Here is a 24739-nt window from a genome sequence, read left to right as displayed (position 1 = left end):
GTTTTCTTGCGGTGTGAGCATTGAAATAGTGGTTATTCGCAAAGAAGTCAACCACTATTTTTCATTTTCTTTAAAAAATTTAGTTATGAAACTGTAACCATTCGAACAATACGGTCCGGATCCTGAACCATACCATTTGCCCCGGTTCCCCTTTTAATCTGATCTACATATTCCATTCCCTCGATAACTTCGCCAACAATAGTATATTGACCATTCAAATGCGGTGCCTCTTCAAACATAATAAAAAACTGACTGTTGGCACTGTTTGGATCCATTGTACGTGCCATACCTATTGTACCACGACGAAAACCCTCTTTTTTTGTGAATTCAGCGGGCAAATCTGGCAAGTCACTCCCTTTGGTACCTGTACCACTTGGATCGCCTCCCTGAGCCATAAAACCCTCTATAACACGATGGAAAGGGGTATTATCGTAAAATCCACTTTCCGTCAACGCGACCAAACGTTCCGCTGCCAATGGTGCAAGATCTGGACGCAATTTTATAATGACCGTTCCATCCTTCAATTTCATATGAATTGTATCTGCTGATAGTTTTTTATCATTTTCCATTATTTTTTCACTTTATTTACATGAATAATTTGTTATTTCACGATTTCAAGAACATCTTCTGAAACCTGTTATAAGTAGACTTTGGAACAAAGGATGATATATCCCCGCCCAACAAAGCCACTTCTTTTACAAATCTTGAAGCTATACTCCGATTTTGTTCAGTGGCAACTAAAAAAATCGTTTCGATGTTTGGATCCAAACATTGATTCATTAAACACATCTGGAATTCAAAATCAAAATCTGTTGCCTGTCTTAAACCGCGTATAAGAATTTGCGCATTATATTTTTTTGCACAATCAACTAGAAGATTGTCAAAGCCGATAACATCAATATCGCATCCGCTATGGTTTAAGATTTTGCAGACTTCACCAAATTCCTCAATCAGGGCTTCATGAATACATGTCACACGCTCTTCCAAAGACCATAAGGGCTGCTTATTTGCATTTAAAGCGACCCCTATGATTAATTTGTCCACAATACGAACGGCCCTTTTAATAATATCAATATGACCATTCGTTATAGGATCAAATGTGCCTGGATAAAATCCTATTCTCGGCATTCCCTATTCATCCTTATCTTCTGATAAGGCTGAATCGGTGTCTGTCTGATTTTCATCACTGTCATCAGAATTATCAATCACAGGAAAAACACTACTGACCGTTTCCCCTTCATCAATACGGAATAAAGTTACCCCCATTCCTGTTCTTGATGTAATCCGTATCTGGTTAACTGGCACGCGAATCAAACGTCCCTTGTCCGTCATCATCATTACATCTGTATTTTCCCACACCGCAAATGTTGCAACAACGGCATCCCCGTTCTTGCCCGTCAGATTTATATTAGCAATACCCAATCCGCCTCGACCACTTACTCGATATTCATAAGCGGAAGTCCGTTTACCAAAACCGGCATTGGTTACCGTCAGAAGAATTTCCTCAGACCGTTGTAGCTCGCTTAAGCGTCCTGTTGTCAACTCTACAGCAGATTCATTATTTTCAACTTCGTCCTCGAATGGATCTTCACTTTCAACAATCGTTTCATCATCACTGGTTTCGGCATTTTCCGCACGTCGTTTCGCATTACTGTAACGTAAATAATCAAGTCGTTCAGAAGTTAAAATATTAACATGATTTAAGACAGTTAAGGAAATAACCTCATCATTATCAGCCAATTTGATACCACGAACACCGGTACTTCCACGTCCGGAAAAAACGCGCAAAGAACTATCGGTAATCTGGAAACGTATAGCCCGACCTTTATTGGTGGCCAAAAGAACATCCTGACCTTCCTGACAGGTAGCAACCCCTATAAGCCGTTCATGTTCATCTAGTTTCATGGCAATCAAACCGGAAGAACGTATATTTCCAAAATCACTCAGGCGATTACGCCTGACGTTTCCGGATGAGGTGGCGAACACAAGATGCAAGTCTGACCACAATTCCTCATCCTGAGGCAAAGGCAATACTGTTGTCACCTCATCATTTCCTAAATCAGGCAATAAATTGACTAATGCTCTACCTTTTGACGTTGGGCTGGCTTCTGGTAAATGCCAAACTTTTGCACGGTACGCCTTTCCTCCAGAAGAGAAAAATATTACCCATTGATGTGTATGCGCGTTAAAGGATCGTGTAATTATATCATCTCCACGTCTTCCGGCCCCAGTTCTGCCACGCCCCCCACGATTTTGAGAACGAAAAGTATCCAGTGGGGTACGCTTGATAAATCCATCACGTGTTATGGTTACAACCATCTGTCCAGGTTCAATCAGGCTTTCATCAGTTTGGTCGCCTTCATAATCGACAATATCGGTCATTCTTTCACAGGCAATTGCAGATCTTACACGAACAAATTCATCACGCATAATTTCCATACGACGCAAATGACTCGCAATAATTTCCAGCAATTCCTCAATCCGTTTTGAAACTTCCATTAGTTCACTTTGAATTTTTTCACGTTCCAAACCGGTTAACCGTTGCAATCTCAACTCAAGAATACCGCGAACCTGCACTTCACTGAGATAAACCCTTCCGTCTTTTAATGTATTACCTTCATCTTGGATAAGGTTTAAAAGACTTTGGATATCTTCCGCAGGCCAGGACCGATTCAATAATTGATCACGAGCTGTTACCGTATCCGGAGCCGAGCGGATTAAAGCGATAACTTCATCTATATTAGCAACCGCGATAACTAGACCCAACAATAGATGCGCCCGATCCCTAGATTTTCTTAATTCAAATCGCGCCCGACGCAAAATCACCTCCTCACGGAAGGAGATAAAGGCATTTAACGCATCTTTCAATCCCAGCAACTGAGGTTTTCCATTGGTTAATGCAAGCATATTCACACCAAAAGTCGTCTGTAGCTGGGTAAAGCGGTATAATTGATTTAAGACCACCTCCGCGGTAGCATCACGTTTGATTTCAATGACCACCCGCATACCAGAACGATCACTTTCATCACGGATATCGGAGATACCTTCAATCTGCTTATTACGTACAAGCTCCGCAATTTTCTCTTGTAAAGTCGCTTTGTTTACCTGAAAGGGAATCTCGGTGATAATAATGGCCTGCCTGTCCTTGCGAATTTCCTCGATACTGGCACGTCCCCGCACCAGTATTGATCCACGTCCCGTTTCAAATGCATTACGAATACCTGAACGTCCAAGAATGATACCGCCAGTGGAAAAATCTGGACCAGGTACAATTTGCATTAATTGTACAAGATCCATGTCTGGATTGGCAATTAATGCCAAGGTAGCATCGATAATTTCTCCAGGGTTGTGAGGCGGTATATTCGTCGCCATTCCCACCGCAATACCCGAGGCACCGTTTATTAAGAGATTTGGATAGGCTGCGGGCAAGATAACGGGTTCCTGCTCGCTTTCATCATAATTTGGCTGAAAATCAACTGTATCCTGATTTATGTCTTCCAATAAAAATATGGCAGGTTTCCCCAGACGTGCCTCTGTATAACGCATAGCTGCTGGAGAGTCCCCATCAACAGACCCGAAATTCCCCTGACCGTCAACCAGACATACCCGCATAGACCAACGCTGTGCCATTCTTACCATGGCATCATAAATTGATGAGTCCCCATGCGGATGATATTTGCTCATCACATCCCCAACAGCACGGGCAGATTTACGATAAGGTTTATCAGGGGTCAAACCACTTTCAAACATTGAATATAAAATTCGACGATGAACGGGTTTTAACCCATCTCTGACATCCGGCAAAGCACGACTGACAATTACAGACATGGCATACGCCAGATAAGAGGTTTGCATTTCCTCTTCAACGGTAACAGGGGTAATATCGGTTGAAAAGGATGAAGTATTTTCTGGTAAATCGGTCAAGGCAGATCCATCATTTAATTAATTATAAACTAATCTACAAACAAATAACTTTAAATCAGGTTACAACGTAAGAATGTCTTATGATCTTTGCAAAATAACCCTTAAATAATAATATCCCTATAATATAGAGTAAAACTTATAAGTTTTATAGTGGAAAGAAAATAAATAATTTTATGATCAAAAGCTTGCTAAAAACAAAAATACAAAAGGATTTACTATTTAGATCTAATATTATCACGTCACGATAATAAGATCGTATCTTTTTTTATAACATTCTGTTTATATTTAGTTAGAGCGCGGATCACTAAAAATATACAAGTTATTATCAAACCAACAACATCAATAATATTCCAGTGATCAAAACTTCATCGATAGACTTAGAAGGGAATTTCATCATCCAAATCATTATTACCAGGCATGGAAGCATCCCAACTGGAATTGGATCTATTACCAGATGACGCATTACTGGCTGGACGGGCCGCAGGTGGTGGTGTAAATGAAGATTCCGAACCATAATTATCCATTGAATCTCCACCACTTCGCGCGCTATCCAATAAAACCAGTTCTCCTCTAAATCGGTCAACAACCACATCTGTGCTATACCGTTCAACACCTTGCTGATCAGTCCATTTCCGGGTTCTCAATATACCCTCAATAAAAACCTTGCGACCCTTACGTAAATATTTTTCTGCAACATCAGCAAGACGCTCATTAAAAATTACCACTCTATGCCATTCTGTCAGATCCTTACGTTCACCAGTCTGACGATCGTTCCATGTATCACTTGTGGCAATTGCGAGAGTAACTATCTTGGCACCTGTTTGCGCACTTCTAACTTCAGGGTCTCGTCCAAGATTTCCAACCAAAATCACCTTATTAACACTTCCTGCCATTTTATCCTCATTTCTTTATAGTAAAAAATGCTATATCTTTACTTTTTTTCCATCTTTAAAAGAATTATATTCTTTCTATACCATCCTGTAATTTTTTTAAAACAGTAATCACAAGATACAAAACCATATAACAATCATATCATGAAAAATAAATCACCGACTGCGCTTACTCATATTAAAGTGCGTGGAGCAAAAGTCCACAATTTACATAATATTGATGTTGATATTCCCAGAAACAAGATGACGGTTATCACGGGTCTTTCCGGATCGGGAAAATCCTCTTTGGCTTTTGACACTATATATGCGGAAGGGCAAAGACGTTATGTTGAAAGCCTTTCAGCCTATGCACGCCAGTTTTTGGAATTAATGGGGAAACCCGATGTTGAATCCATTGAGGGGCTGTCTCCCGCGATATCAATCGAACAAAAAACAACATCCCGCAATCCACGTTCAACAGTTGGCACCATTACTGAAATTCATGATTATATGCGCCTGTTATGGGCACGAGCAGGAACCCCTTTTTCACCGATTACGGGATTACCAATTGAAGCACAAACCGTTAGCCAGATGGTTGATCGAGTGATGGAATTGTCCGAAGGCACCCGATTGATGTTGTTATCCCCCATTGTACGAAGTCGTAAAGGGGAATACAGAAAAGAACTTGCGGAACTTCAACGCAAGGGTTTTACACGGGTTAAAATTGACGGGAAACTATATGACATTTCAGAAGCGCCGGAATTGAATCGTAAACTTAAACATACGATCGAGGTGGTTGTTGATCGCATTATCGTTAAACAGGATATAGAAAATCGATTGGCAGATAGTTTTGAAATAGCCTTATCCCTTTCCGATGGTCTTGCACAAGTGGAGGAGGTCTTGCGTAAAGATGAAAAAAGAAAATCAATTCATTTAAGCTTTTCATCACGTTATTCTTGTCCTGAAAGCGGGTTTACTCTTGAAGAAATTGAACCAAGACTTTTTTCCTTCAATGCACCCCAAGGTGCATGTCCAGTATGTGACGGTATCGGGACTGAAAGCTTTTTCGACCCAGACCTGATCATTCCCAATCCTGCACTTTCACTGGAAAAAGGGGCTATTTCAGCATGGAAAAATACTTCACTGCCCTATTATCAACAAACTTTGGCAAGTCTAGCCGAACATTTTCATTTTAAAATCAACACGCCATGGGAAAAAATTCCTGGAAAAATTCAACATGCCATTCTACATGGTACAGATGAAAAAATTCCGATTCACTATCATGATGAAAAAAAATCCTATACTGTAACTCAACCTTTTGAAGGGGTGATCAAAAATCTTGATAAACGCTATCATTCAACTGACAGTCATATCATTAGGGAAGATCTCAATCGCTTTCGGGCGGATTATCCTTGTCACGCTTGTCATGGCGCCCGACTTAAACCCGAAGCTTTATGTGTCAAAATAAACAATAAAAACATTGCAGAAATTGCAGATTATCCCATCCATCAAGCATTAAAATGGTTTTCCAGTGTTGAAGAAACTCTATCCCCTCAAAAAGCAGAAATTGCCCATCGAATTCTGCGAGAAATTATTGATCGCTTGAAATTTCTCAATGATGTCGGTCTTGATTATCTTACATTATCCAGAGGTTCAGCCACACTATCTGGAGGTGAAAGCCAGCGCATTCGTCTGGCCAGTCAAATTGGATCTGGACTGACAGGGGTTTTATACGTTCTGGATGAACCGTCAATCGGATTACATCAACGGGATAATGAACGGTTGCTCGGCACTCTTGATCGTTTAAAAAACCTTGGAAACACCTTGATCGTTGTTGAGCATGACGAAGATACGATCAAGGCTTCTGACTATCTTATTGATATGGGACCCGGGGCTGGCATCATGGGGGGACATGTCGTTGCCATGGGTACACCCAAGGAAGTGGAAAAAAATCCGGACAGCCTTACCGGCGATTATCTGAGTGGCCGAAAATTCATTGCCATTCCCAAAAAAAGAAGGAAAATGAATAAAAAACAAATATTAACACTGTGTAACGCAACAGGTAACAATTTAAAAAATGTTACTGTTGATTTTCCCCTTGGAACCTTTATCGCCGTAACAGGTGTTTCGGGGGGTGGAAAATCCACCCTGATCATTGATACGCTTTATAAAGCCCTTTCCAGACAATTGATGGGTTCGAATGCTGTACCCTCTCCATATAAATCCATCAAGAATATTTCACTACTTGATAAAATCATTGACATAGACCAATCCCCCATTGGACGCACCCCCCGTTCCAACCCGGCAACCTATACAGATTTATTCACACCAATTAGAGAATGGTTTGCAGAGCTTCCGGAAAGTCGTGCACGAGGTTACAAGCCAGGACGCTTTTCCTTTAATGTAAAGGGCGGACGATGTGAAGCCTGTCAAGGAGATGGGGTTATAAAAATTGAAATGCATTTTCTTCCAGATATGTTCGTTACCTGTGATACCTGTAAAGGAGCAAGATACAATCGGGAAACGTTGGAAATCAAATTCAAGAGCCACTCCATTGCCGATATCCTAAATCTTTCAGTAGATGAAACCATACCATTATTTTCATCCGCTCCCAGAATTTACGATCGTCTAAATATACTAAAACAGGTTGGACTTGGCTACATTCATCTTGGACAACAGGCCACCACCCTTTCAGGAGGAGAGGCACAGCGTATCAAACTTTCCAAGGAACTGGCAAGACGGGCAACGGGAAGAACCCTATACATTCTTGATGAACCCACAACAGGACTACATACGGAAGATGTACGTAAATTACTGGAGGTTTTACATACACTGGTTGATCAGGGAAATACCATTATTGTTATCGAACATAATTTGGAGGTTATCAAAACCGCTGATTGGGTTATTGATCTCGGACCTGAAGGTGGAAGTGGCGGTGGTGAAATCGTAGCAACAGGAACACCAGAACAAATTGCCAAGTCACCAAATAGTTATACAGGCGTTTTTTTAAAACCACTTTTAAATCAATAATTTATTTTGTAGGGTAATTGATACCCTACAAATTTGGTTTTAATCCATGATGACAAATCAATTTAACTTAAAAATTGTAATTATTTCCTATTCAGATCATCAACAGACGGCTATCAACGGTTTGATTGATTTATTTAATCTGGCAGAATATGCTTGTAACTCATTTAAAAAAATACAGGTCAAGGTAATTTCCAACGATCACGATTTTACAAATTTTCTAGCAAAACAAGACGTGATCATTATTCCTCCCTGTATGAGCGGAATCCATACACCGGATAATATTGGCGAAATAATTAATTTTATTAGACATCATCATTCTCAACAATCCATAATTGCGGCAATCTGTGTTGGAACATTTATTCTAGCTGAAACGGGATTGTTGAATGGAAAGGAAGCCACAACCCATTGGTTATATGCTGATACCCTTAAAAAAAAATTTCCGAAAATCATTGTAAATAAAAGCAAACTTCTGGTTGATAACGAAACTCTTATCACTAGTGGTGGAATCATGTCCTGGGTTGATATTGGATTATATATTGTAGAAAAATTTTTTGGCCATCATATAATGCTAAAAACGACTCAGTTCATGAATGTTGATCCACCAAGAGATCTTCAAAATCAATATATGTCTTTTTTTCCAAAACTGGACCATAATGATACAGCTATCCTTAAGGCGCAATATTGGCTTATGAATGCAGATATTCATGATATAAACGTCAAAAATCTTGTTATTCAATCGGGACTTGAAGAACGAACTTTCTTAAGACGTTTTAAAAAAGCCACCAAACTGCTTCCAAAAAATTACATACAGAATTTTTGCATTGAATATGCCAAAGGCCTTCTTGAAACAACCGATATGCCTATTGAACAAATTTCATGGAATCTTGGTTATGCTAATTCAAGTTCATTCAGAAAAAATTTTACCAAGATCACCTGTCTCACTCCAAGGGATTATCGAAACAAATATAAAATCCGTTCAAGATAGATTTAATCCTGAGCTTTCATCAACTTCACTCTCTGATCAATTATTTTAATGTATTTATTGATATTTTGAATAAATAACTGAATGGATTTTTTATCCAGTAATAATTGCGATGTTAAAACACTTGTTATCAAACTTCCCTTATGAAATGACATATGATACGTAAATAACAATGCACCAGATGTGCGATTGGCAACGGACCGATAGGCAAGAACATTTATATCATTTTCAAACTTTAAGGTATCTGTTCTACCACTATTGGTGAATCCCAATCCTTCGCACAATCTTACAGCCTTTTGAAAAGACAGCTTTTGTTTTTTTGCATCCGCAAGAATCTGGCCGGTAGTTTCCAGTTCCTTGGATAAGTGTTTCTTAATATAACTTATTTCCCTTTCAAACCTCCTGACTGAATCATCAATATCCCAGATTTTTACATTGATATTCACAACATCCAATAAACAACCCAATTGATTCATCAAATCGTTATTTTTACGGTAGGTTACTGCACTATAAGTATTAATGTTATTAATATTTAAAAGTTTCATTACAGCAATTGAATAAATGACAGTCAAAAGGGAATTAAGTCTACAATCCAATTTCTTCGCATAATATTCCATGGATGATAAGAGCGATGGGTTAATGATCCATGTATCAACAGCGGTCCATTTTAGAGGCAAGGGATTATCAAAGATTTTCAAAGCCTGTGAAAAATCATTGTCAGGTTTATGAACTTGACGGATATCGCAATCGGCCACCTCTTTTGCATTGAAATATTTCCATACAGGAAAATGCTCATAATATTTTTCTTCTTCGTCAATAGAAATTGAATCTATTAAATCTTTAAGAATTTTTTTTGCTGAATAGGTATCCATGATTGCATGATGTTGAGTAAGGATAATTATGCAACCTTTATTCTGGACAGGATAGATAATTTTCAGTTTTGATAAAACTTGATTATAATCAAGAATGTTATTAACTTCTTTTTCAAGAATCAAATCAAAATCTTTAATTCTGTCCTCGTATCTATAAACTTCAAAATTAGAAACGGGATGAGAATTTTTCTGCAAACACCATTTTTTATTCTGAATGACCAGTTTTTGTTGCAGTAATGGATTTTTATTTATGTAATTTTCCAAAGCAATTTTAAATTGTTTTGATGAAATTTTATAATCCAGATAGAGCAAAGTTACTGCTTGAGATGTTCCCATAAAAACAGCATGATTATTAGCCATCACTGTTTCAATCGTATTTAGATAACGGTCAAACATAATAATATATCGTAATTCATTTTCATTTAAGATAGATGTGCCACAAATTCATCTTTGGGCATTATTTTGGCACCAGCAAAAGATAATATCCATAACATTGCAGCATGAACCTTTGGCGCAGGCACTTCAACATCGTTAAAGGTTATTTCTTTTGACGCAATACAATCAGGGATCAATGTCACCTGATATCCATAATCTAAGGCTGTCCTGACTGTCGCATCAACGCACATTTGGGACATGGCACCTATAACGATAAGATTTTTATAATTATGTCTATCAAGAACGGACTTCAATTCCGTTCCCTTGAAAGCGTTAGGATAATTTTTTGTAATACATATTTCATTATCCAATGGTTTTACATCCTTATTAATTTTCACCCCTTCAGTATGCTGAACAAAAAAGGGTGCATCCTTCATGGGAAACTGATGTTGTATATGGATGACTGGAATATGATGTTGCCGTGCGGCAGCTAAAACTTCCATGCTGCTTTTACCAACAGAATTCATATTAAATAATGGAAATTTTCCATTTGGATAATAATCATTTTGTAAGTCTATAATGATAAGAACTGTATTTTTCATCAACGTAAATTCCATGCAATAACAGGCTTTATTAAAATACAGTCCAATTAGGTAAATTAATAATAAGTAAAATTGACAAATATCAATGTATTTCAGACAAAATATAAATAATTTATTAATAATCCTGTTAAGTAATTTCTAAACAATTTTTCTTTTTTTGACTGTTATTTGTCTTTTTAATTTATGTAATACTTATTTTATTATGGATAATATACAACCTAAAAATTGAATTATAAATATTAAGAAAGTATTTCAATGAATAACTATAAGGTATCCAGTAATAAAATTATAAATAAAAATAACTCAATACTATATGATGCTTTTAACCCAAATAATATTTCATTTTTATTTGAAAAAATTCAACAAAAACTTTATAAATTGCTTCAAGATAAAACCAAGAAAGGAATTCATTGTATAACTCCGCATGAACTCCTCAATATTGCCCTTCATCTGACAGATCACAAATCCGGTGAGTCAATTATTGAACGACTGAACCAGATTGTTGATTTACACATCAATACTGCAATCAAAGTAAATTCTACAGGATATATGGCCAGACAATTTTCATCGGTCATTCCTGTTTCAGCCATTTATGATGTTGTAAATTCTCTCTGCCCCCAGCCAGCATCATTTTATGAATGCGGCCCCCTACCTAATGTAGCAGACAAAATAATTGCAGAAAAATTTGCTAAATTTTTGGGATGGGAAAATAGTAATTATGGCATGATTTCAACCTCTGGAGCAAGTTTGGCCAATTTAACCGCGGTAATAACCGCCCGCAATAACAAATACCCAAATATCTGGAAAAAAGGAAATGCTGATCAAAAAAACCTTGTACCTACCATAGCTATAGGAACGGATGCACATTTTTCTGTCAGCCGGATTGCTGGCATTATTGGTCTTGGTCAAGACAATATCATTTTATTACCCCTGAACGCTCAAAGACAAATCTGTATAAAACAAGCAAGGCAAATTTTAAATAAAGCCCATAAAAACGGAAAAGATATTTTCTGTATTATCGCTGCTGCAGGTAGTACAAGCATTGGGGCTATTGATCCCTTAAAAGAATTGTCGGAACTCGCCATTAAATATAAAGCCTGGTTTCATGTTGATGCAGCACATAGCGGATCCTTTCTAGTTTCCGATCAATTAAGAAACCGAGTAGCAGGCTTAACATACGCTGACTCTTTTTGTCTTGACGCTCATAAAACATTATTTGTTCCTGCGGCTTGTACATTATTATTTTATAAAAATGGTGATAAAACAAAGCTTACATTTCCGATTCAAGCCAGTTATGTTACAGAGGAATTTGAAGATGAAATAACAAAATTCGAAAGTGGAACTAAAAATTTCGAATGTACCAAACGGCCTTCCATTTTAAATTTATGGGTTGTTTGGTCTTTATACGGTCAACAATTTTTTGCAACCAAATTAAACCTTCTAGTCAAAACCACCTTTCAAGCATACAAATATCTACAAACTCTAGATGATTTTGAAACCTTGCACAAACCTGAATCCAACATTCTTTGCTTCAGATATTTACCAAATGAAAAAAAACTATCGAAAGAAAAACTGAATTATTTACAATTAAAAATAAGAGATAAAATCCGTGATGAAGGACGCTATTTCATTTCAAAAGTGGATCTAGATCATATCACCGCCCTCCGTATCGTTATCATGAATCATGAAATCTCAATGGATGATATCGCTGATCTGACCAAACATATTGAAACCGCAGCAAATTCCATTCTTAAAACCTTTTAAATTCATTCCATTCCCATATTTACCCAAGGAGTCCCTATCTTGCATATCCATCCAAACAAGGAATTACTGAAAACTGTTTTTCCTGATTTTTTGTTTAATCCACAATCAATCCAAAATATTGCTCAATTTCCAACGTTTTTATCAACCATTCGCTATTTTGAACGGTTAACGGAAACTTATTTTGATGCAATTCCATTTGAAATACAGAACGAATTTATCCTTAAAAGGTTAAAACAGCTGATCGAGATATGTCGAGTCAACCCTATTTGGAAAGAACGTATTGATCAAGCGATTGGCAAGGAAAAATTAAACGATTTTGAAACCTTCTCCGCCATTCCGCTTACTGATAAAGAAATTTATACAGATTTATTTTCTGGCAAACGTCCAGGTATGATTGTCCCGATCGAAAATGGTAATTTTCAAATTGCCAACAGTGGAGGTACCGCCTCAGGAAGATCTTCCGAAATCGTATTTTCAAAAAAAGAATTAAGGGATACTTACAGATGGGCAGGAAATTTTATCGGAAAACATATTATTTCACGTTATATGGAAGAACAACAGGCCAAATGGATTGGCACCACTCTCTCTGACAGTCAATTATGGAGCAGCGGAACCATGGTTGGTGGAGTTTTACAAGAAATTCCAAATGTTAATTATCTTGGTATCGGACCCATGTCCGCTAAAATTTATCAGCGTATTATGCAAAATCCGGGACAAAAAGGTTTCATGGGCATTGTCCGCGACATCGCCATGCTCGTTCCTTATGCAAGTGAATTAAATGATCAACAAAAGGATAGTTTGAGAATAGCTCTATATGGCAGTGGATGTCTTCCAGAAAAAATTAAATCTGATCTAAAAGATATCTATCAGAATTTAATCATATTGAGTTTTTTTGCTGCCACACAGGCCGAAACTATAGGTTTACAACTCAATCCGGAAAGTTCAATTCTAACAGCTGTTCCCGGTTTACATCTGATAGAAATTGTCGATAAAAACGGTAAATGGGTTCAAGAAAACGAAGAAGGAGATCTTGTCGTCACAAGATTATTTGCAAATGAAGCCCCTGTCTTGCGTTATAGATTAGGGGATCGCGTCATAAGGCGTCCAAATTATACCAGTCGATTTCTCAATTCGATACAGTTTGAATATGTAGGCCGCAGTGACGATTTTATCTCTTTGATAAATCATCAATTTTATGTTCCACATTTCCTGACATTATTATCTAAGAAACTGGAGATTGATTCCATTTTTAGCTTCAACAAAATTGCTGAGGAATTTCAATTCCAAATAAACCAAAATTCTGAAACCTTAAATTTAATAATTGCGGTTTCAAATCTTTATGAAATGAAGAATCAATATGATAAACATAAAGACAAAATTTGCGATATAATGATACGATCATTGATTGAATCTGATAAAAAAAACACTCTATCACATTCCTTTTTTGAAAAATTGAAACATAAATGCCAATTCAATATTCATTTTGTTGAAAAAGAATCTTCCATGATATATCGAACAGATGTAGGAAAAACGCCTTTAATTTATAAAAAACAATAATTTGCAATTTATGAATTAAAATTTTTTATGATAAAAATTTAGGCAAAAAAATTACATAAACCCTACAAATCATTGTCTATTTTATAGCAATTTTAAATAAATAATATAAAAAATAGGCATAATGTTTAAATAATAGACATTTTTTATTAAATTGTTCTATTCATTGTTAAAAATTCTCTATATCTTTACACTGGACAGAACTTTCCAAACATTCTTTAATATTGTTATCGTAAACAGTAACAGTATTATCGCTATATAATTTTTATTTGATGAATATAGAGAAACAAGATGATAAAAAAAATCGAAGCCATTATTAAGCCTTTTAAACTCGATGAGGTTAAAGAAGCGCTTCAAGAGATTGGCCTTCAAGGAATTACGGTAACAGAAGTAAAAGGGTTCGGCCGCCAAAAAGGCCATACCGAACTTTATCGTGGTGCTGAATATGTCGTTGATTTTTTGCCCAAGGTTAAAATCGAATTTGTCTGTAGTGCGGATATCGTCGAACGTGCAATTGAAATCATCCTCAATACAGCAAGAACTGGCCGAATCGGTGATGGAAAGATTTTTGTTATTCCTGTGGAAAATGCCATTCGCATTCGTACAGGTGAAAGTGGGGTTGAAGCTTTATAATCAATTTTATCTTTTTCATTTTGACAAAATGAAGTATCCCTTTGAGAGTTATAACCATATGGGAAGAAAAATATTATCTTTATGGATGACACTGTTACGTTTTTGAATGCATAAATTTCTATCATATAATAAGGACTAATAGTACATGGCCGACCAATTGATTTCTTCTTCAGCTTCCAAAGAAGAGGCTATTGCCAAAATTATGGATCTGCTTCAGGAAAATTCTGTAGAATTTGTTGATTTCCGTTTTACGGATCCACGGGGAAAATGGCATCATACCACACAATATGTATCAACCATAGAGCCTGATATTTTTGAGGATGGCATTATGTTTGACGGTTCTTCCATCGCCGGATGGAAGGCGATTAATGAAAGTGACATGATTTTAATGCCTGATCCATTTACAGCAGTTATGGATCCATTTACGGCAAAACCCCAGCTTATTCTTATTTGTGATATCATTGATCCTGCAACGGGAACCGCTTACAATCGTGATCCTCGTTCCACTGCGAAACTGGCTGAACAATACCTAAAATCAACAGGAATTGGCGATACGGCTTATTTTGGGCCAGAAGCAGAATTCTTCATTTTCGATAATGTCAAATTCGGTGTCGGTTCCAATTATGGTATCTATCAACTCGATAGTATAGAAGGCCCTGATGCAAACCTAAAAGATTATCCCGAAGGAAACATGGGACATCGTCCTCGGGTGAAGGGAGGCTACTTTCCTGTTCCACCTGTTGATACGGAAAATGACTTGCGTGCAGAAATGCTTAGCACGATGGGTGAGATGGGATTGCCTATCGAAAAACATCATCATGAGGTTGCCCAGTCTCAACACGAATTGGGAGTGGCTTTTGCCACCCTAGTACGTTCCGCTGATTTTATGCAGATCTATAAATACTGCGTTCATAATGTTGCAAATTCATATGGCAAAACTGCAACATTCATGCCAAAACCAATTTATGGTGATAATGGCACTGGTATGCATGTCCATCAATCTATCTGGAAAAACAACACTCCAAATTTTGCAGGAAATGGCTATGCCGACCTTTCAGATCAAGCCCTGTATTATATTGGTGGAATTATTAAACATGCAAAAGCGTTAAACGCTTTTACAAATCCATCCACCAATTCATACAAAAGATTGATTCCAGGATTTGAGGCTCCTGTCTTGTTAGCCTATTCGGCTCGCAACCGTTCCGCCTCCTGTCGCATTCCATATGTGACCAGTCCTAAAGCAAAACGTGTTGAAATCCGTTTCCCCGATCCAACAGCAAACCCATATCTCGCATTTGCGGCAATGCTAATGGCTGGAATTGACGGCATCAAAAACAAAATTCATCCTGGTGATGCAATGGACAAGGATCTTTACGATCTACCTCCTGAAGAACTTAAAGAAATTCCAACCGTATGTGGCTCTTTACGTGAAGCATTGGAAGCTCTTGCAGCTGATCATGATTTCCTATTGGCGGGAAATGTATTTACTCAGGACCAGATTGACAGTTATTGCAAAATCAAATGGGAAGAAGTATATCGCTTCGAACACACGCCTCACCCTGTCGAATTTGATATGTATTACTCAGTCTAAAATTTAAATAAATATCCTTGCTGATCTTTAATCAGTCATTCCTACAGCAAGGATATAAAAAAAACGAACTATTAAATTTTTAAATGTCAATTAAAAAATTATTATTTTAAAAATTTAAATAAAATCACAATTTAAAAATAATAACTGATTCTATCAATTTTTGTAATTTTATTACCAATTAGAGCCCTAAAACTGTTCAATTATAAATTGAATCAAATAAATATCACAAAAAATTGATTTTTTTATCAAAAAACTTAACAAAAATCATTTTTTACACTAGCATTATTAATGTTCACATATTATTTATCATATAATGAATTTAAATCATTTAAATAATTCTAAAAAGGTGTATAAAATATGAAATTTTTACTTGATACAGCTGATGTAGAAGACATTAAAAGAATTTGTGCGATGGTACCTGTTGATGGTGTTACAACCAATCCCGGTATTGTTGCAGCAAGTGGCAAGTCCGTTTTCGATTTGTTACCAGCCATCCGTGATGCAATGGGTGGAAAGGGAATGTTGCTTGCTCAAGTTATCTCTCCAACTGTAGAAGGTATGATCAAAGACGCTCATACACTGACCTCTCGTGTAGAAAACCTTATTGTTAAGGTTCCTGTAACCCCTAACGGTCTGGTTGCCATCAAAGAATTAACCAAGGAAGGCATCCCAACCCTGGGAACTTCAATCTATGGTGCCGCTCAAGGATTTATGGCGGCTTTGGCAGGTGCCAAATATCTTTCCCCTTATGTCAGCAGAATTGATGCACAAGGTGGAAATGGCCCCGAAACCGTTAAAGAATTGCAAAACTTGATTTCCCAACACAAACCAGATGTTGAAATCGTTAATGCAAGCTTCAAAAGCCCCCGTCAGGCTTTAGAATGCATGATGATCGGATCTGCTGGTATTACCCTGCCACCAAGCATTTTTGATCTTTTCATTGCTGATCCAGCAGTTCTTGCCGCTGTAACTGAATTTGGCAACCAATGGTTCAAGGCTTTTAACCGTCACACACTTGACTAGTACAAATAACTTTCTATTTCATTGATCTGACACAATTTTCATTTATAAGGCACTTTATTGAGTGCCTTATATCATTATTATAGCTCTCTATATAATTTCATTCCTGTCAGATCTTTTATCTGTCTTTCAAGAATTTCATTATATCGATTCAGAACATCATCCTCATTTACAATACCCATTATTTCATAATTGTCGGTTCCACGCACAACAATTAGCCATGGGCATTCATGTATGTCATCAAAACCATCCATCATTTCTTTGATATTCATACCCGGGGTCAAAACCCGATTTTTTCTGATTGCAAGTTCCCCGATTTGTTCTTGATAATGAACCAAATTCTCAAATATATCTTTTAATTCGACCAATCCTGCATATTCATTCTCCTCATTCTTTAATATTAATAACTCTTTATGATGAAATTGCAGCGAATGTATAACCTGATTAAGAGGTAAATTATAATCAAGCGTAAAATCAACAGGTTTCATCAATGTCTGTGCGGTCGTTCTCGTCAATCCACTGATATCCAAAGCTGAGCGAATTTTTTTTCCACTTAAATGGAAACGCCAGGTTGCAAAGGAATATCCAAATATTTTTCTCACTGTAACGATAGCCACAATAACAGCTAAAATAATCACACTTGTCATAGAATAACTTTGCGTCATATCAAGAGATAAAAACATCATGCTTAAGGGACCGCCAATAATACTCGCCGACATGACCGCCATCCCTATTGCCGCATATACAAGAGGGGAAAATGTATGAATCCCTAGATATAATACAATATTGCCATAAACAATTCCCGCTGTTCCACCAAGCATCATTGAAGCAAAAAACAATCCTCCCCTAAATCCCACTCCCAGGGAAACGGATGAGGCGATTGCCTTTAAAAACAAAATAAAAACTGCCAATTTAAAGGCAATACCATGATCCAAGACAACCCAAAGAAAACCATGACCAGATCCCAATACAGCAGGGGTCAGGATACCCATCCCTCCCACCATCAGGGCTCCAGCAACCAGTCCATAAATTTTCGGAATTCTCAACTGATTTATATAAATTTCAATACGTGTCGCACCATACATGACCATAATGGCAATTATTGCGCAAATCAGTGAGAAAATACATACAATTCCATAATCAATATAATGGATAGAATCCGGAACAATATGAAAAACGGGTCCTGCACCACCCAAACAATGAATCATTATATATCCAGACATTGCAGCAATCATGATATAGGGGAAATTTATAAAATTATATGAGGCTAAAACAATTTCAAATCCATAAAAAGCCCCTCCTAAAATCGAGTTAAAGGCTGCACCGATGGCTCCTGCCGCTCCACAGCCAACAAGTATCCTCAATTTATTCTGTCTAATTTTAAAGAAGCGTCCGATTTTGGATGCTGCTGCGGCACTAACCTGTGTATATGCAGATTCCAATCCCAAGGAAATACCGAACCCATTGGACAAAAGGGTCTGCAGCGTTAAATAAAAACTGTCTTTGACAGAAAGCTTACCACCGTATAATGCATTTGCTTCAATTATATCTGCAATTTTTGCACTGAAAAATTGACCTATATAATAACGGACAAGGAATAAACCTATCGCTCCGATCATGGGAATACATATACAATACCATGGGTTAACGTAACTTAATCCCGACAAATGACCATTTCCATCCAAATGAAATAAGAATTTGTGGAGAGTAAGGGACATAATATTTAATAGCTGAACTGAAATTGCCCCAATGAGGCCACTGCAAAACGCAAGAATAAAAAAATATACATTTTGCTTGAATATTAATCGCTTAACTTGTTTTAAATATGGGTTATTTGCGTTAATCATCATTATTTGTCATTTAAAGGAAAATTTTTTATTATACGAATATATTATAATGAACGAACAATTGATTTTTATTTATAACTATTTTCATCTTGATCATTCATGCCTAGTATAATTATAGATATACATCTTGTATTGATGATTGATCCATTTTTTAATCGGCTATATTTCATAAAGAATTAATTTGATATGACACAAACGCCAAAACGATATGTTAAATATTTCATTTTTTTCATCTGCTTTCCTTTTTTATTTGCATGTGCATCCAAAAAACAGCAATCAATTCTCGAGCATGTCCAAAATGAATATAAAAACATAGTTAACTTGAATGAGCGTTATATGCACAATTTTTATGGTAAAGCCGATCCAGCCTCATTTGAACGGCTCAAACGGTATCGTTATGAGGCTTATCAATCAATAATAAACCTTCGATCAAGATATGACAAAACAAAGCCCCTACCCCAAGCCGAAATTCAAGAATCAAAAAAAAGGCTTGATATCTATCGATCATATCTCAATGCATTGGGCGCCACTTCTGCAACAAAAGATAATTCACTTGGGTTTTAAAGTATCAAGAGCGGCTTGTAATATATAACTCGCAGCCATTTTATCTACAATTTCATCCCTTTTTTTCCTGCTTAAATCCGCTTCATTAATCAAAAAGCGGTTAACTGCGCTGGAAGACAACCGTTCATCCCACAGACAGGCCGGAAGACCACTCATATTAGAAACAGCCATAATCCAATCTTTAGCTGCTTGTGCTGCAGGCCCAAAGTCACCATCCAGCGACAAAGGTAATCCGCAAACAAGACCCCCAACTTCTTCTTTTATAGATAATTCTTTCAAGTACTGAGCAAAAACTGATAGTTTCCCTCTTTTTACAACAGAAAAAGGGGAAGCAAGCATCAGGGTTATATCGGATAAGGCTAACCCAATTTGTTTTTTACCAGGATCTATTCCCAATAAACGATAATGTCTGGGTAAACCGGCCACTAAATCAGATAAACTGTTATAAAGCATGTAATCAATATGTTAGAGAAATATAAGGGTGAATTGAAAAGATAAATCTACAGAGTTTCATCTATCTTTTCCATGTAAATTACATTTTATTATAAAATATTCCTTTTTATGGTCAAATAAACTGTAATTACTCCTTATTCATGAAAGCATTAATATATGTCCATTTCTCTTCCCTCTATGATGCAAGCGGTAATCTTTGATCAACCGGGTAATCCAGACGTTTTGAAATTATCCAGTATTCCCATCCCCGTACCAAGAAGAAATGAAGTTTTAATAAAGGTTGAAGCTGCCGGTATCAATCGTCCTGACATCGTTCAAAGACAGGGCAATTATCCGCCTCCCAAAAATGCAAATCCACATTTGGGTTTAGAAATAGCAGGAGAAATTGTTTCATCCCCGTCAAATTCCCATTTTTCCATCGGAGACAAAGTTTGTGCATTAACAAATGGTGGTGGATATGCACAATACTGTTCTGTTCCCTACGTACAGTGTCTTCCATGGCCCAAACAATATAACGCTATAAAAGCGGCGGCTTTACCTGAAACTTTTTTTACAGTTTGGACAAACCTTTTTGCAATCGGCAATCTGAAACCGAATGATTCCCTTCTGATCCATGGCGGCAGTGGCGGAATAGGCACTACCGCAATTCAATTAGCCAAAACTTTTGGAGCAACCATTTATACGACTGTTGGCACTGAAGAGAAAGGGAGTTTTTGTAAAAAATTGGGCGCAACTGACTTTATAAATTACAAAAAAGATAATTTTTATGAAAAAATCAAATCGCTTACGAATAAACAAGGTGTTAATCTGATTTTAGATATTATGGGCGCTTCTTATTTCAGTGATAATATTAAATCTCTCAGTGAAGAAGGACGTTTGGTTATCATATCATTCCAAGGAGGTATAAAGGCGGAAAATGTGAATCTGGGATTGATCGCCATGAAGCGTGTTACTGTTACAGGCAGCACTTTAAGACCTCGTGATACAAAATTTAAGGGAAAAATCGCGCGCGCTTTACATAAACATGTATGGCCACTTTTAGATACCGGAATTATTGAACCTCAAGTTTTCAAAATTTTTCCATTTGAACAAGTCAGAAAGGCGCATCAATTGATGGAAAGCAATAAGCATATCGGAAAAATTGTTCTGGATCTATCACAATTTTCTGATTAACTTTATAATGTTAAAGGGTTACGTTTATTCAAAGGTTTTGATTGCTCAACAGCTCGCCATAAATACCATGCCCCGATTGTCCTGAATGGACTCCATATCCTGGTGGCAATTTCCAGTTGTTTGGGTTTAGGCTGCAGTGCAAGATTTTTACAAATACGCCAGCCTTCCCTAATTCCAAAATCATCTTTGGGCATGATATCCATACGACCAAGTGTAAAAACTAAAAGCATTTCAACCGTCCAGCATCCAATTCCCGGCAGAACGGTTATACGGTCAATAAGATCTTGATCTGATAAAGTTAAAGCCTCTTCATAGCCTGGAACAATACCATCCAGGGTAGCCATGGCCAGAGCGTATAGGGAATCGATCTTGCGAAATGAAAAGCCGCACTCTCGTAATTGATCCGGCCTTAATTTTAACAAAGCTCCAGGATCTGGCAAAGCTCCCGAATTAGCCAATTTCAACCTGTTTAAAATAGCGTTCGCTGCATTTGCGTGCAATTGCTGCCCCGCTATGGCCTGTAATAAGGCATCATAAGGCGTTTTCCTATCGATTTTCAATCGACAGGGTCCTTCTTTATCAATAATTTTTGCCAGATCTTGATCTGTTTTTTCAAGAAACCGCATTCCCTGTTCAATGTCAGATGATGATTTGATCATTAAAATAGTCATTATCTCATATCCAGTTTAATGACACGATAATATATAGAAATAATATTAATTATTATTTTAATCGAAGATTTATTCTTTTTTAGATTACATTATGTTAAATAGATAAAGTTTTAGTCAATAAACATTCCATCCGAAGAAAATTACAGTCGAATGAACATTGGTAGACACCCTTCCCCAATATCTGGCAGACGAAAAGGCAAACGTCATTTATATTGGAATTTGGTTCAAAAATCAGATCGATCAGTAATTCATCATCAATCGGTATGCCATTTAAAACCTTTCCTGCTGGATCGCCCTAAAAATTATAACCATTTATTGAAAGGCTTCAAACTTCTTCGCAAAGAACCTTTCAATAGCAATTTTAGACTTTTTGATAATATTGACAATAAACTTGAGAAAATTATAACAGGTCGATTTTTACACTATTCAATAGATAAAAATTCCTGTCTTCATGTTCCTAACCAATCAAAAAAACATCCTTTTTTTTTAGATTTTACCACTTCCCTTTTTTTTCATGGAATTATTGTACTTCTTATTTTTGTGGGAAGCCTCTATATAAATCACAAAAATACCAATCCATATGGAAATAGTAGTCAGGGTAAACCAGTAGATGTCGTTTTTCTACCTCGATCAACAGGACAATCAGGATTAAAAGGTGAAGGATATAATGGGGAACCAGCCCCAAGCAAGGCGATTTCTCCCCCTCCCATTCCTGATTCGCTTCCTGTACCTCCAAAAATAGCCTTAGTTCCAAAACCGGATGAAAACCCATCTGAAAACAGAATAACAGTTCCACAACCCGATGCGGAACCAATACCATCCAAAAAAGAAAAATCGAGACACAAAAACAGGAAAATCAATTTAAATCAAGAACATAAATATTTTTATAAAAATATTCCCCCACGGATCAAAAGAAAAACTGCTCATCCCGTAAGATCTCAATCACCTTTTGAAAACCTGACAAACCTGGATTTTAATGAAAATCCCAACGCTTCTCATCGCAGAATGGCAAAAATAAGACCCCAGGGGTCACGTTCAGCCATTAATATGTCCACTGGTCCTCTAGTCAAAAATGGTAAAATCAATACTCCATATGCAGATAAATTTACCATTAAAGGGGTAAGTTCCGATTACAGTGATTTAATTGCAGCCTGGATCCAACAACATATGTATTATCCACCTGATGCTATTCGTAAAGGAGAAGATGGCAGTCCTTCCGTTCATGTCGTTATCAGCCGGGATGGACAGGTTCTCTCAATAAATCTTACCAACTCCTCAGGTTCTGACGCTCTGGATGCGGCAATCCTTGGAATGTTCAGAAATGCACAACTACCCAAAATCCCTCCGGATCTTCCAGATCATTTTGATATGGATTTAAAAATCAATTATATTTTATTGCGGCAATGAGTTGTATTCTGTTTTATTTTATATCAGGCAAAAATGTGTCCAGCTCACCCTGGAAACGAATGGGAAACGTACGTTTTGCCAATCCCGTTGCATCATCTGTTTCAATGAATAATCCGCAAATAGTGGCTAATCCTTCGGCTGGCTGAAAACGATATCCAGGCATTTTTGTAACAAAACGGTTAATGGCCGCTTCTTTCTGCATACCGATGACACTGTTATAATCCCCACACATACCCGCATCCGTTTGATAGGCAGTACCCAACGGCAAAATCCGATAATCAGCTGTAGGAACATGCGTATGCGTTCCTATAACCGCAGAAACTTTTCCATCCAGATAATATCCAAGAGACATTTTCTCACTTGAAGCCTCGGCATGTATATCTATCAATACAGCATCTACTGTTTCACCCAACCGATAGGATATCAAAAGAGTTTCAATCATTTTAAAAGGATCATCAAGCGGATCCATATATAGACGACCCATTGCATTGATAACCAATATTTTTTTTTCATTCTTTGTAAAGGAGATATGATAACCCTGCCCCGGAGTCCCGATGGGATAGTTAATAGGTCTGACTATACGTGGATCCTGTGCGATATAGGTAATCAGGTCTTTACGATCCCAACTGTGATTACCCAAGGTAATAACATCGACACCCGCCCTGAAAAGATCCTGTGCGATAATAGGAGACAACCCAAATCCATGACTGGCATTTTCTGCATTTACAATAACCTGATCCAAACTTAGTTTAGATCTTAACATGGGCAATTCTTTTATAACGGCTTCTCGACCACTACGACCTACTATATCCCCTAGAAAAGCAATACGCACCTTTAATCCTTCTGACTGTAAATAATTTCTGTTTCAGTAATGATCGTTTGTAAAGAACAATCAAATTTTTCAACCGGTACGGTTGATACCTCTTGATAGGAAAAAGCAATACCAGCGGTTTTAACCGTCGGATAAACAGCCAATGTTCTATCATAATACCCTCCACCATAACCCAATCGGTTACCCTTCCGGTCAAATGCCAGTAAGGGTAGCATAATTATCTGGGGGTGCATGATTTCCGTATCTGGATATAAAGTTTTATACCGTCCAGGCCTCAACTGCGCTTCCGGATACCATAAGTGAAACTGCAAGGCCAATCCCACCGGTGGCGTTTCGGGTAATAGAATACGATATCCCTGCCGATATAATTCGTGCAAACTATCCCGTATGTCCGCTTCAAATTCAAGAGGCCAAAAAAACGCAACTTTCTGACTACGAAAATGTTTTTTATGAATATACTGAACAATATTTCGATTTAACTGTTTGTTTTTTTTTTGCTGTAAAATTTGATTTTCAATTCTCAATTGCCGCATTTTTTGTCGCAGCATTTTTTTTTGATTTGAAATATTTTGCATC

Annotated in this window: 21 protein-coding genes; 10 read left to right on the top strand and 11 right to left on the bottom strand. The window is 37.1% G+C overall.

Annotated features, from left to right (window positions below; translation table 11 throughout):
* Positions 1-83 precede the first annotated feature (83 nt).
* The 4 genes from H3T46_RS00490 to ssb all read right to left on the bottom strand — a co-directional run bounded on the left by H3T46_RS00490 (position 84) and on the right by ssb (position 4817).
* On the bottom strand, positions 84-569 hold the full coding sequence (locus H3T46_RS00490) for a peptidylprolyl isomerase (RefSeq protein ID WP_155566637.1): 486 nt from the start codon (positions 567-569) through the stop codon (positions 84-86).
* Between the two features lie 37 nt (positions 570-606).
* Entirely contained in the window at positions 607-1128 is a 522-nt protein-coding gene (coaD, locus tag H3T46_RS00485; protein ID WP_110438841.1) for a pantetheine-phosphate adenylyltransferase, read from the bottom strand.
* A 3-nt stretch (positions 1129-1131) separates the two neighbouring features.
* A complete protein-coding gene (gene gyrA, locus H3T46_RS00480; protein WP_198197108.1) occupies positions 1132-3924 on the bottom strand; it encodes a DNA gyrase subunit A in 2793 nt (930 codons plus the stop codon).
* A 377-nt stretch (positions 3925-4301) separates the two neighbouring features.
* Complete coding sequence (ssb, locus tag H3T46_RS00475) at positions 4302-4817, bottom strand: single-stranded DNA-binding protein (protein WP_155580256.1); 516 nt, start codon at positions 4815-4817, stop codon at positions 4302-4304.
* A gap of 141 nt (positions 4818-4958) precedes the next feature.
* On the opposite strand from ssb, the gene uvrA reads away from it, so the two are divergent.
* Together uvrA and H3T46_RS00465 are read left to right on the top strand one after the other, a co-directional pair.
* On the top strand, positions 4959-7823 hold the full coding sequence (gene uvrA, locus H3T46_RS00470; RefSeq protein WP_198197107.1) for an excinuclease ABC subunit UvrA: 2865 nt from the start codon (positions 4959-4961) through the stop codon (positions 7821-7823).
* A gap of 46 nt (positions 7824-7869) precedes the next feature.
* Entirely contained in the window at positions 7870-8808 is a 939-nt protein-coding gene (locus H3T46_RS00465) for a GlxA family transcriptional regulator (protein WP_110438837.1), read from the top strand.
* 2 nt (positions 8809-8810) lie between these two features.
* On the opposite strand, the gene H3T46_RS00460 is transcribed toward H3T46_RS00465, so the two are convergent.
* On the bottom strand, positions 8811-10073 hold the full coding sequence (locus H3T46_RS00460; RefSeq protein WP_198197106.1) for a hypothetical protein: 1263 nt from the start codon (positions 10071-10073) through the stop codon (positions 8811-8813).
* A gap of 26 nt (positions 10074-10099) precedes the next feature.
* On the bottom strand, positions 10100-10654 hold the full coding sequence (locus H3T46_RS00455) for a cysteine hydrolase family protein (protein ID WP_198197105.1): 555 nt from the start codon (positions 10652-10654) through the stop codon (positions 10100-10102).
* Between the two features lie 255 nt (positions 10655-10909).
* Here H3T46_RS00455 and H3T46_RS00450 point away from each other — a divergent pair, with 255 nt between their 5' ends.
* The 5 genes from H3T46_RS00450 (at position 10910) to H3T46_RS00430 (ending at position 17219) form a co-directional block, all read left to right on the top strand.
* Positions 10910-12418 carry an aminotransferase class V-fold PLP-dependent enzyme gene (locus H3T46_RS00450; RefSeq protein WP_155571808.1) on the top strand — a complete coding sequence of 503 codons (1509 nt, stop codon included), beginning with the start codon at positions 10910-10912 and terminating at the stop codon, positions 12416-12418.
* A 39-nt stretch (positions 12419-12457) separates the two neighbouring features.
* A complete protein-coding gene (locus H3T46_RS00445) occupies positions 12458-13975 on the top strand; it encodes a hypothetical protein (protein WP_198197104.1) in 1518 nt (505 codons plus the stop codon).
* A gap of 291 nt (positions 13976-14266) precedes the next feature.
* On the top strand, positions 14267-14605 hold the full coding sequence (locus tag H3T46_RS00440; RefSeq protein ID WP_198184983.1) for a P-II family nitrogen regulator: 339 nt from the start codon (positions 14267-14269) through the stop codon (positions 14603-14605).
* 145 nt (positions 14606-14750) lie between these two features.
* A complete protein-coding gene (gene glnA / locus H3T46_RS00435; protein ID WP_155566629.1) occupies positions 14751-16196 on the top strand; it encodes a type I glutamate--ammonia ligase in 1446 nt (481 codons plus the stop codon).
* Between the two features lie 357 nt (positions 16197-16553).
* Positions 16554-17219 (top strand): transaldolase family protein, encoded by a 666-nt coding sequence (locus H3T46_RS00430; protein WP_122123392.1) that lies wholly within the window; start codon positions 16554-16556, stop codon positions 17217-17219.
* Positions 17220-17296: 77 nt separating this feature from the next.
* Here H3T46_RS00430 and H3T46_RS00425 read toward each other — a convergent pair whose 3' ends face one another.
* Positions 17297-18934, bottom strand: coding sequence for a chloride channel protein (locus H3T46_RS00425; protein WP_198197103.1), 1638 nt, complete (start codon positions 18932-18934; stop codon positions 17297-17299).
* A 315-nt stretch (positions 18935-19249) separates the two neighbouring features.
* Here H3T46_RS00425 and H3T46_RS00420 point away from each other — a divergent pair, with 315 nt between their 5' ends.
* Complete coding sequence (locus H3T46_RS00420; protein WP_198197102.1) at positions 19250-19627, top strand: hypothetical protein; 378 nt, start codon at positions 19250-19252, stop codon at positions 19625-19627.
* Here the strand turns inward: H3T46_RS00420 and ruvX are convergent.
* The gene (gene ruvX / locus H3T46_RS00415; RefSeq protein WP_110438828.1) at positions 19613-20080 is read right to left on the bottom strand and encodes a Holliday junction resolvase RuvX; all 468 of its coding nucleotides are present in this window, start codon (positions 20078-20080) and stop codon (positions 19613-19615) included. The genes H3T46_RS00420 and ruvX overlap by 15 nt on opposite strands.
* Positions 20081-20236: 156 nt before the next feature.
* Between ruvX and H3T46_RS00410 the strand changes: the two genes are divergently transcribed.
* Complete coding sequence (locus H3T46_RS00410; protein WP_232349959.1) at positions 20237-21253, top strand: NAD(P)H-quinone oxidoreductase; 1017 nt, start codon at positions 20237-20239, stop codon at positions 21251-21253.
* Positions 21254-21255: 2 nt separating this feature from the next.
* Here the strand turns inward: H3T46_RS00410 and H3T46_RS00405 are convergent, their stop codons facing one another.
* A complete protein-coding gene (locus H3T46_RS00405) occupies positions 21256-21924 on the bottom strand; it encodes a DNA-3-methyladenine glycosylase (RefSeq protein WP_155580247.1) in 669 nt (222 codons plus the stop codon).
* Between the two features lie 150 nt (positions 21925-22074).
* Here H3T46_RS00405 and H3T46_RS00400 point away from each other — a divergent pair, with 150 nt between their 5' ends.
* Positions 22075-23331, top strand: coding sequence for an energy transducer TonB (locus H3T46_RS00400; protein WP_198197101.1), 1257 nt, complete (start codon positions 22075-22077; stop codon positions 23329-23331).
* A 13-nt stretch (positions 23332-23344) separates the two neighbouring features.
* On the opposite strand, the gene H3T46_RS00395 is transcribed toward H3T46_RS00400, so the two are convergent.
* Both H3T46_RS00395 and H3T46_RS00390 read right to left on the bottom strand, forming a co-directional pair.
* Positions 23345-24163, bottom strand: coding sequence for a TIGR00282 family metallophosphoesterase (locus H3T46_RS00395; protein ID WP_198197100.1), 819 nt, complete (start codon positions 24161-24163; stop codon positions 23345-23347).
* Between the two features lie 2 nt (positions 24164-24165).
* Positions 24166-24738, bottom strand: coding sequence for a 5-formyltetrahydrofolate cyclo-ligase (locus tag H3T46_RS00390; protein WP_155567947.1), 573 nt, complete (start codon positions 24736-24738; stop codon positions 24166-24168).
* Position 24739 lies beyond the last annotated feature (1 nt).

Source organism: Commensalibacter sp. M0133 (assembly GCF_016101485.1).
Taxonomy (GTDB): domain Bacteria; phylum Pseudomonadota; class Alphaproteobacteria; order Acetobacterales; family Acetobacteraceae; genus Commensalibacter; species Commensalibacter melissae.
The sequence above is the reverse complement of the archived record's forward strand: the minus strand, read 5'-3'. Positions and strand labels throughout refer to the sequence as shown.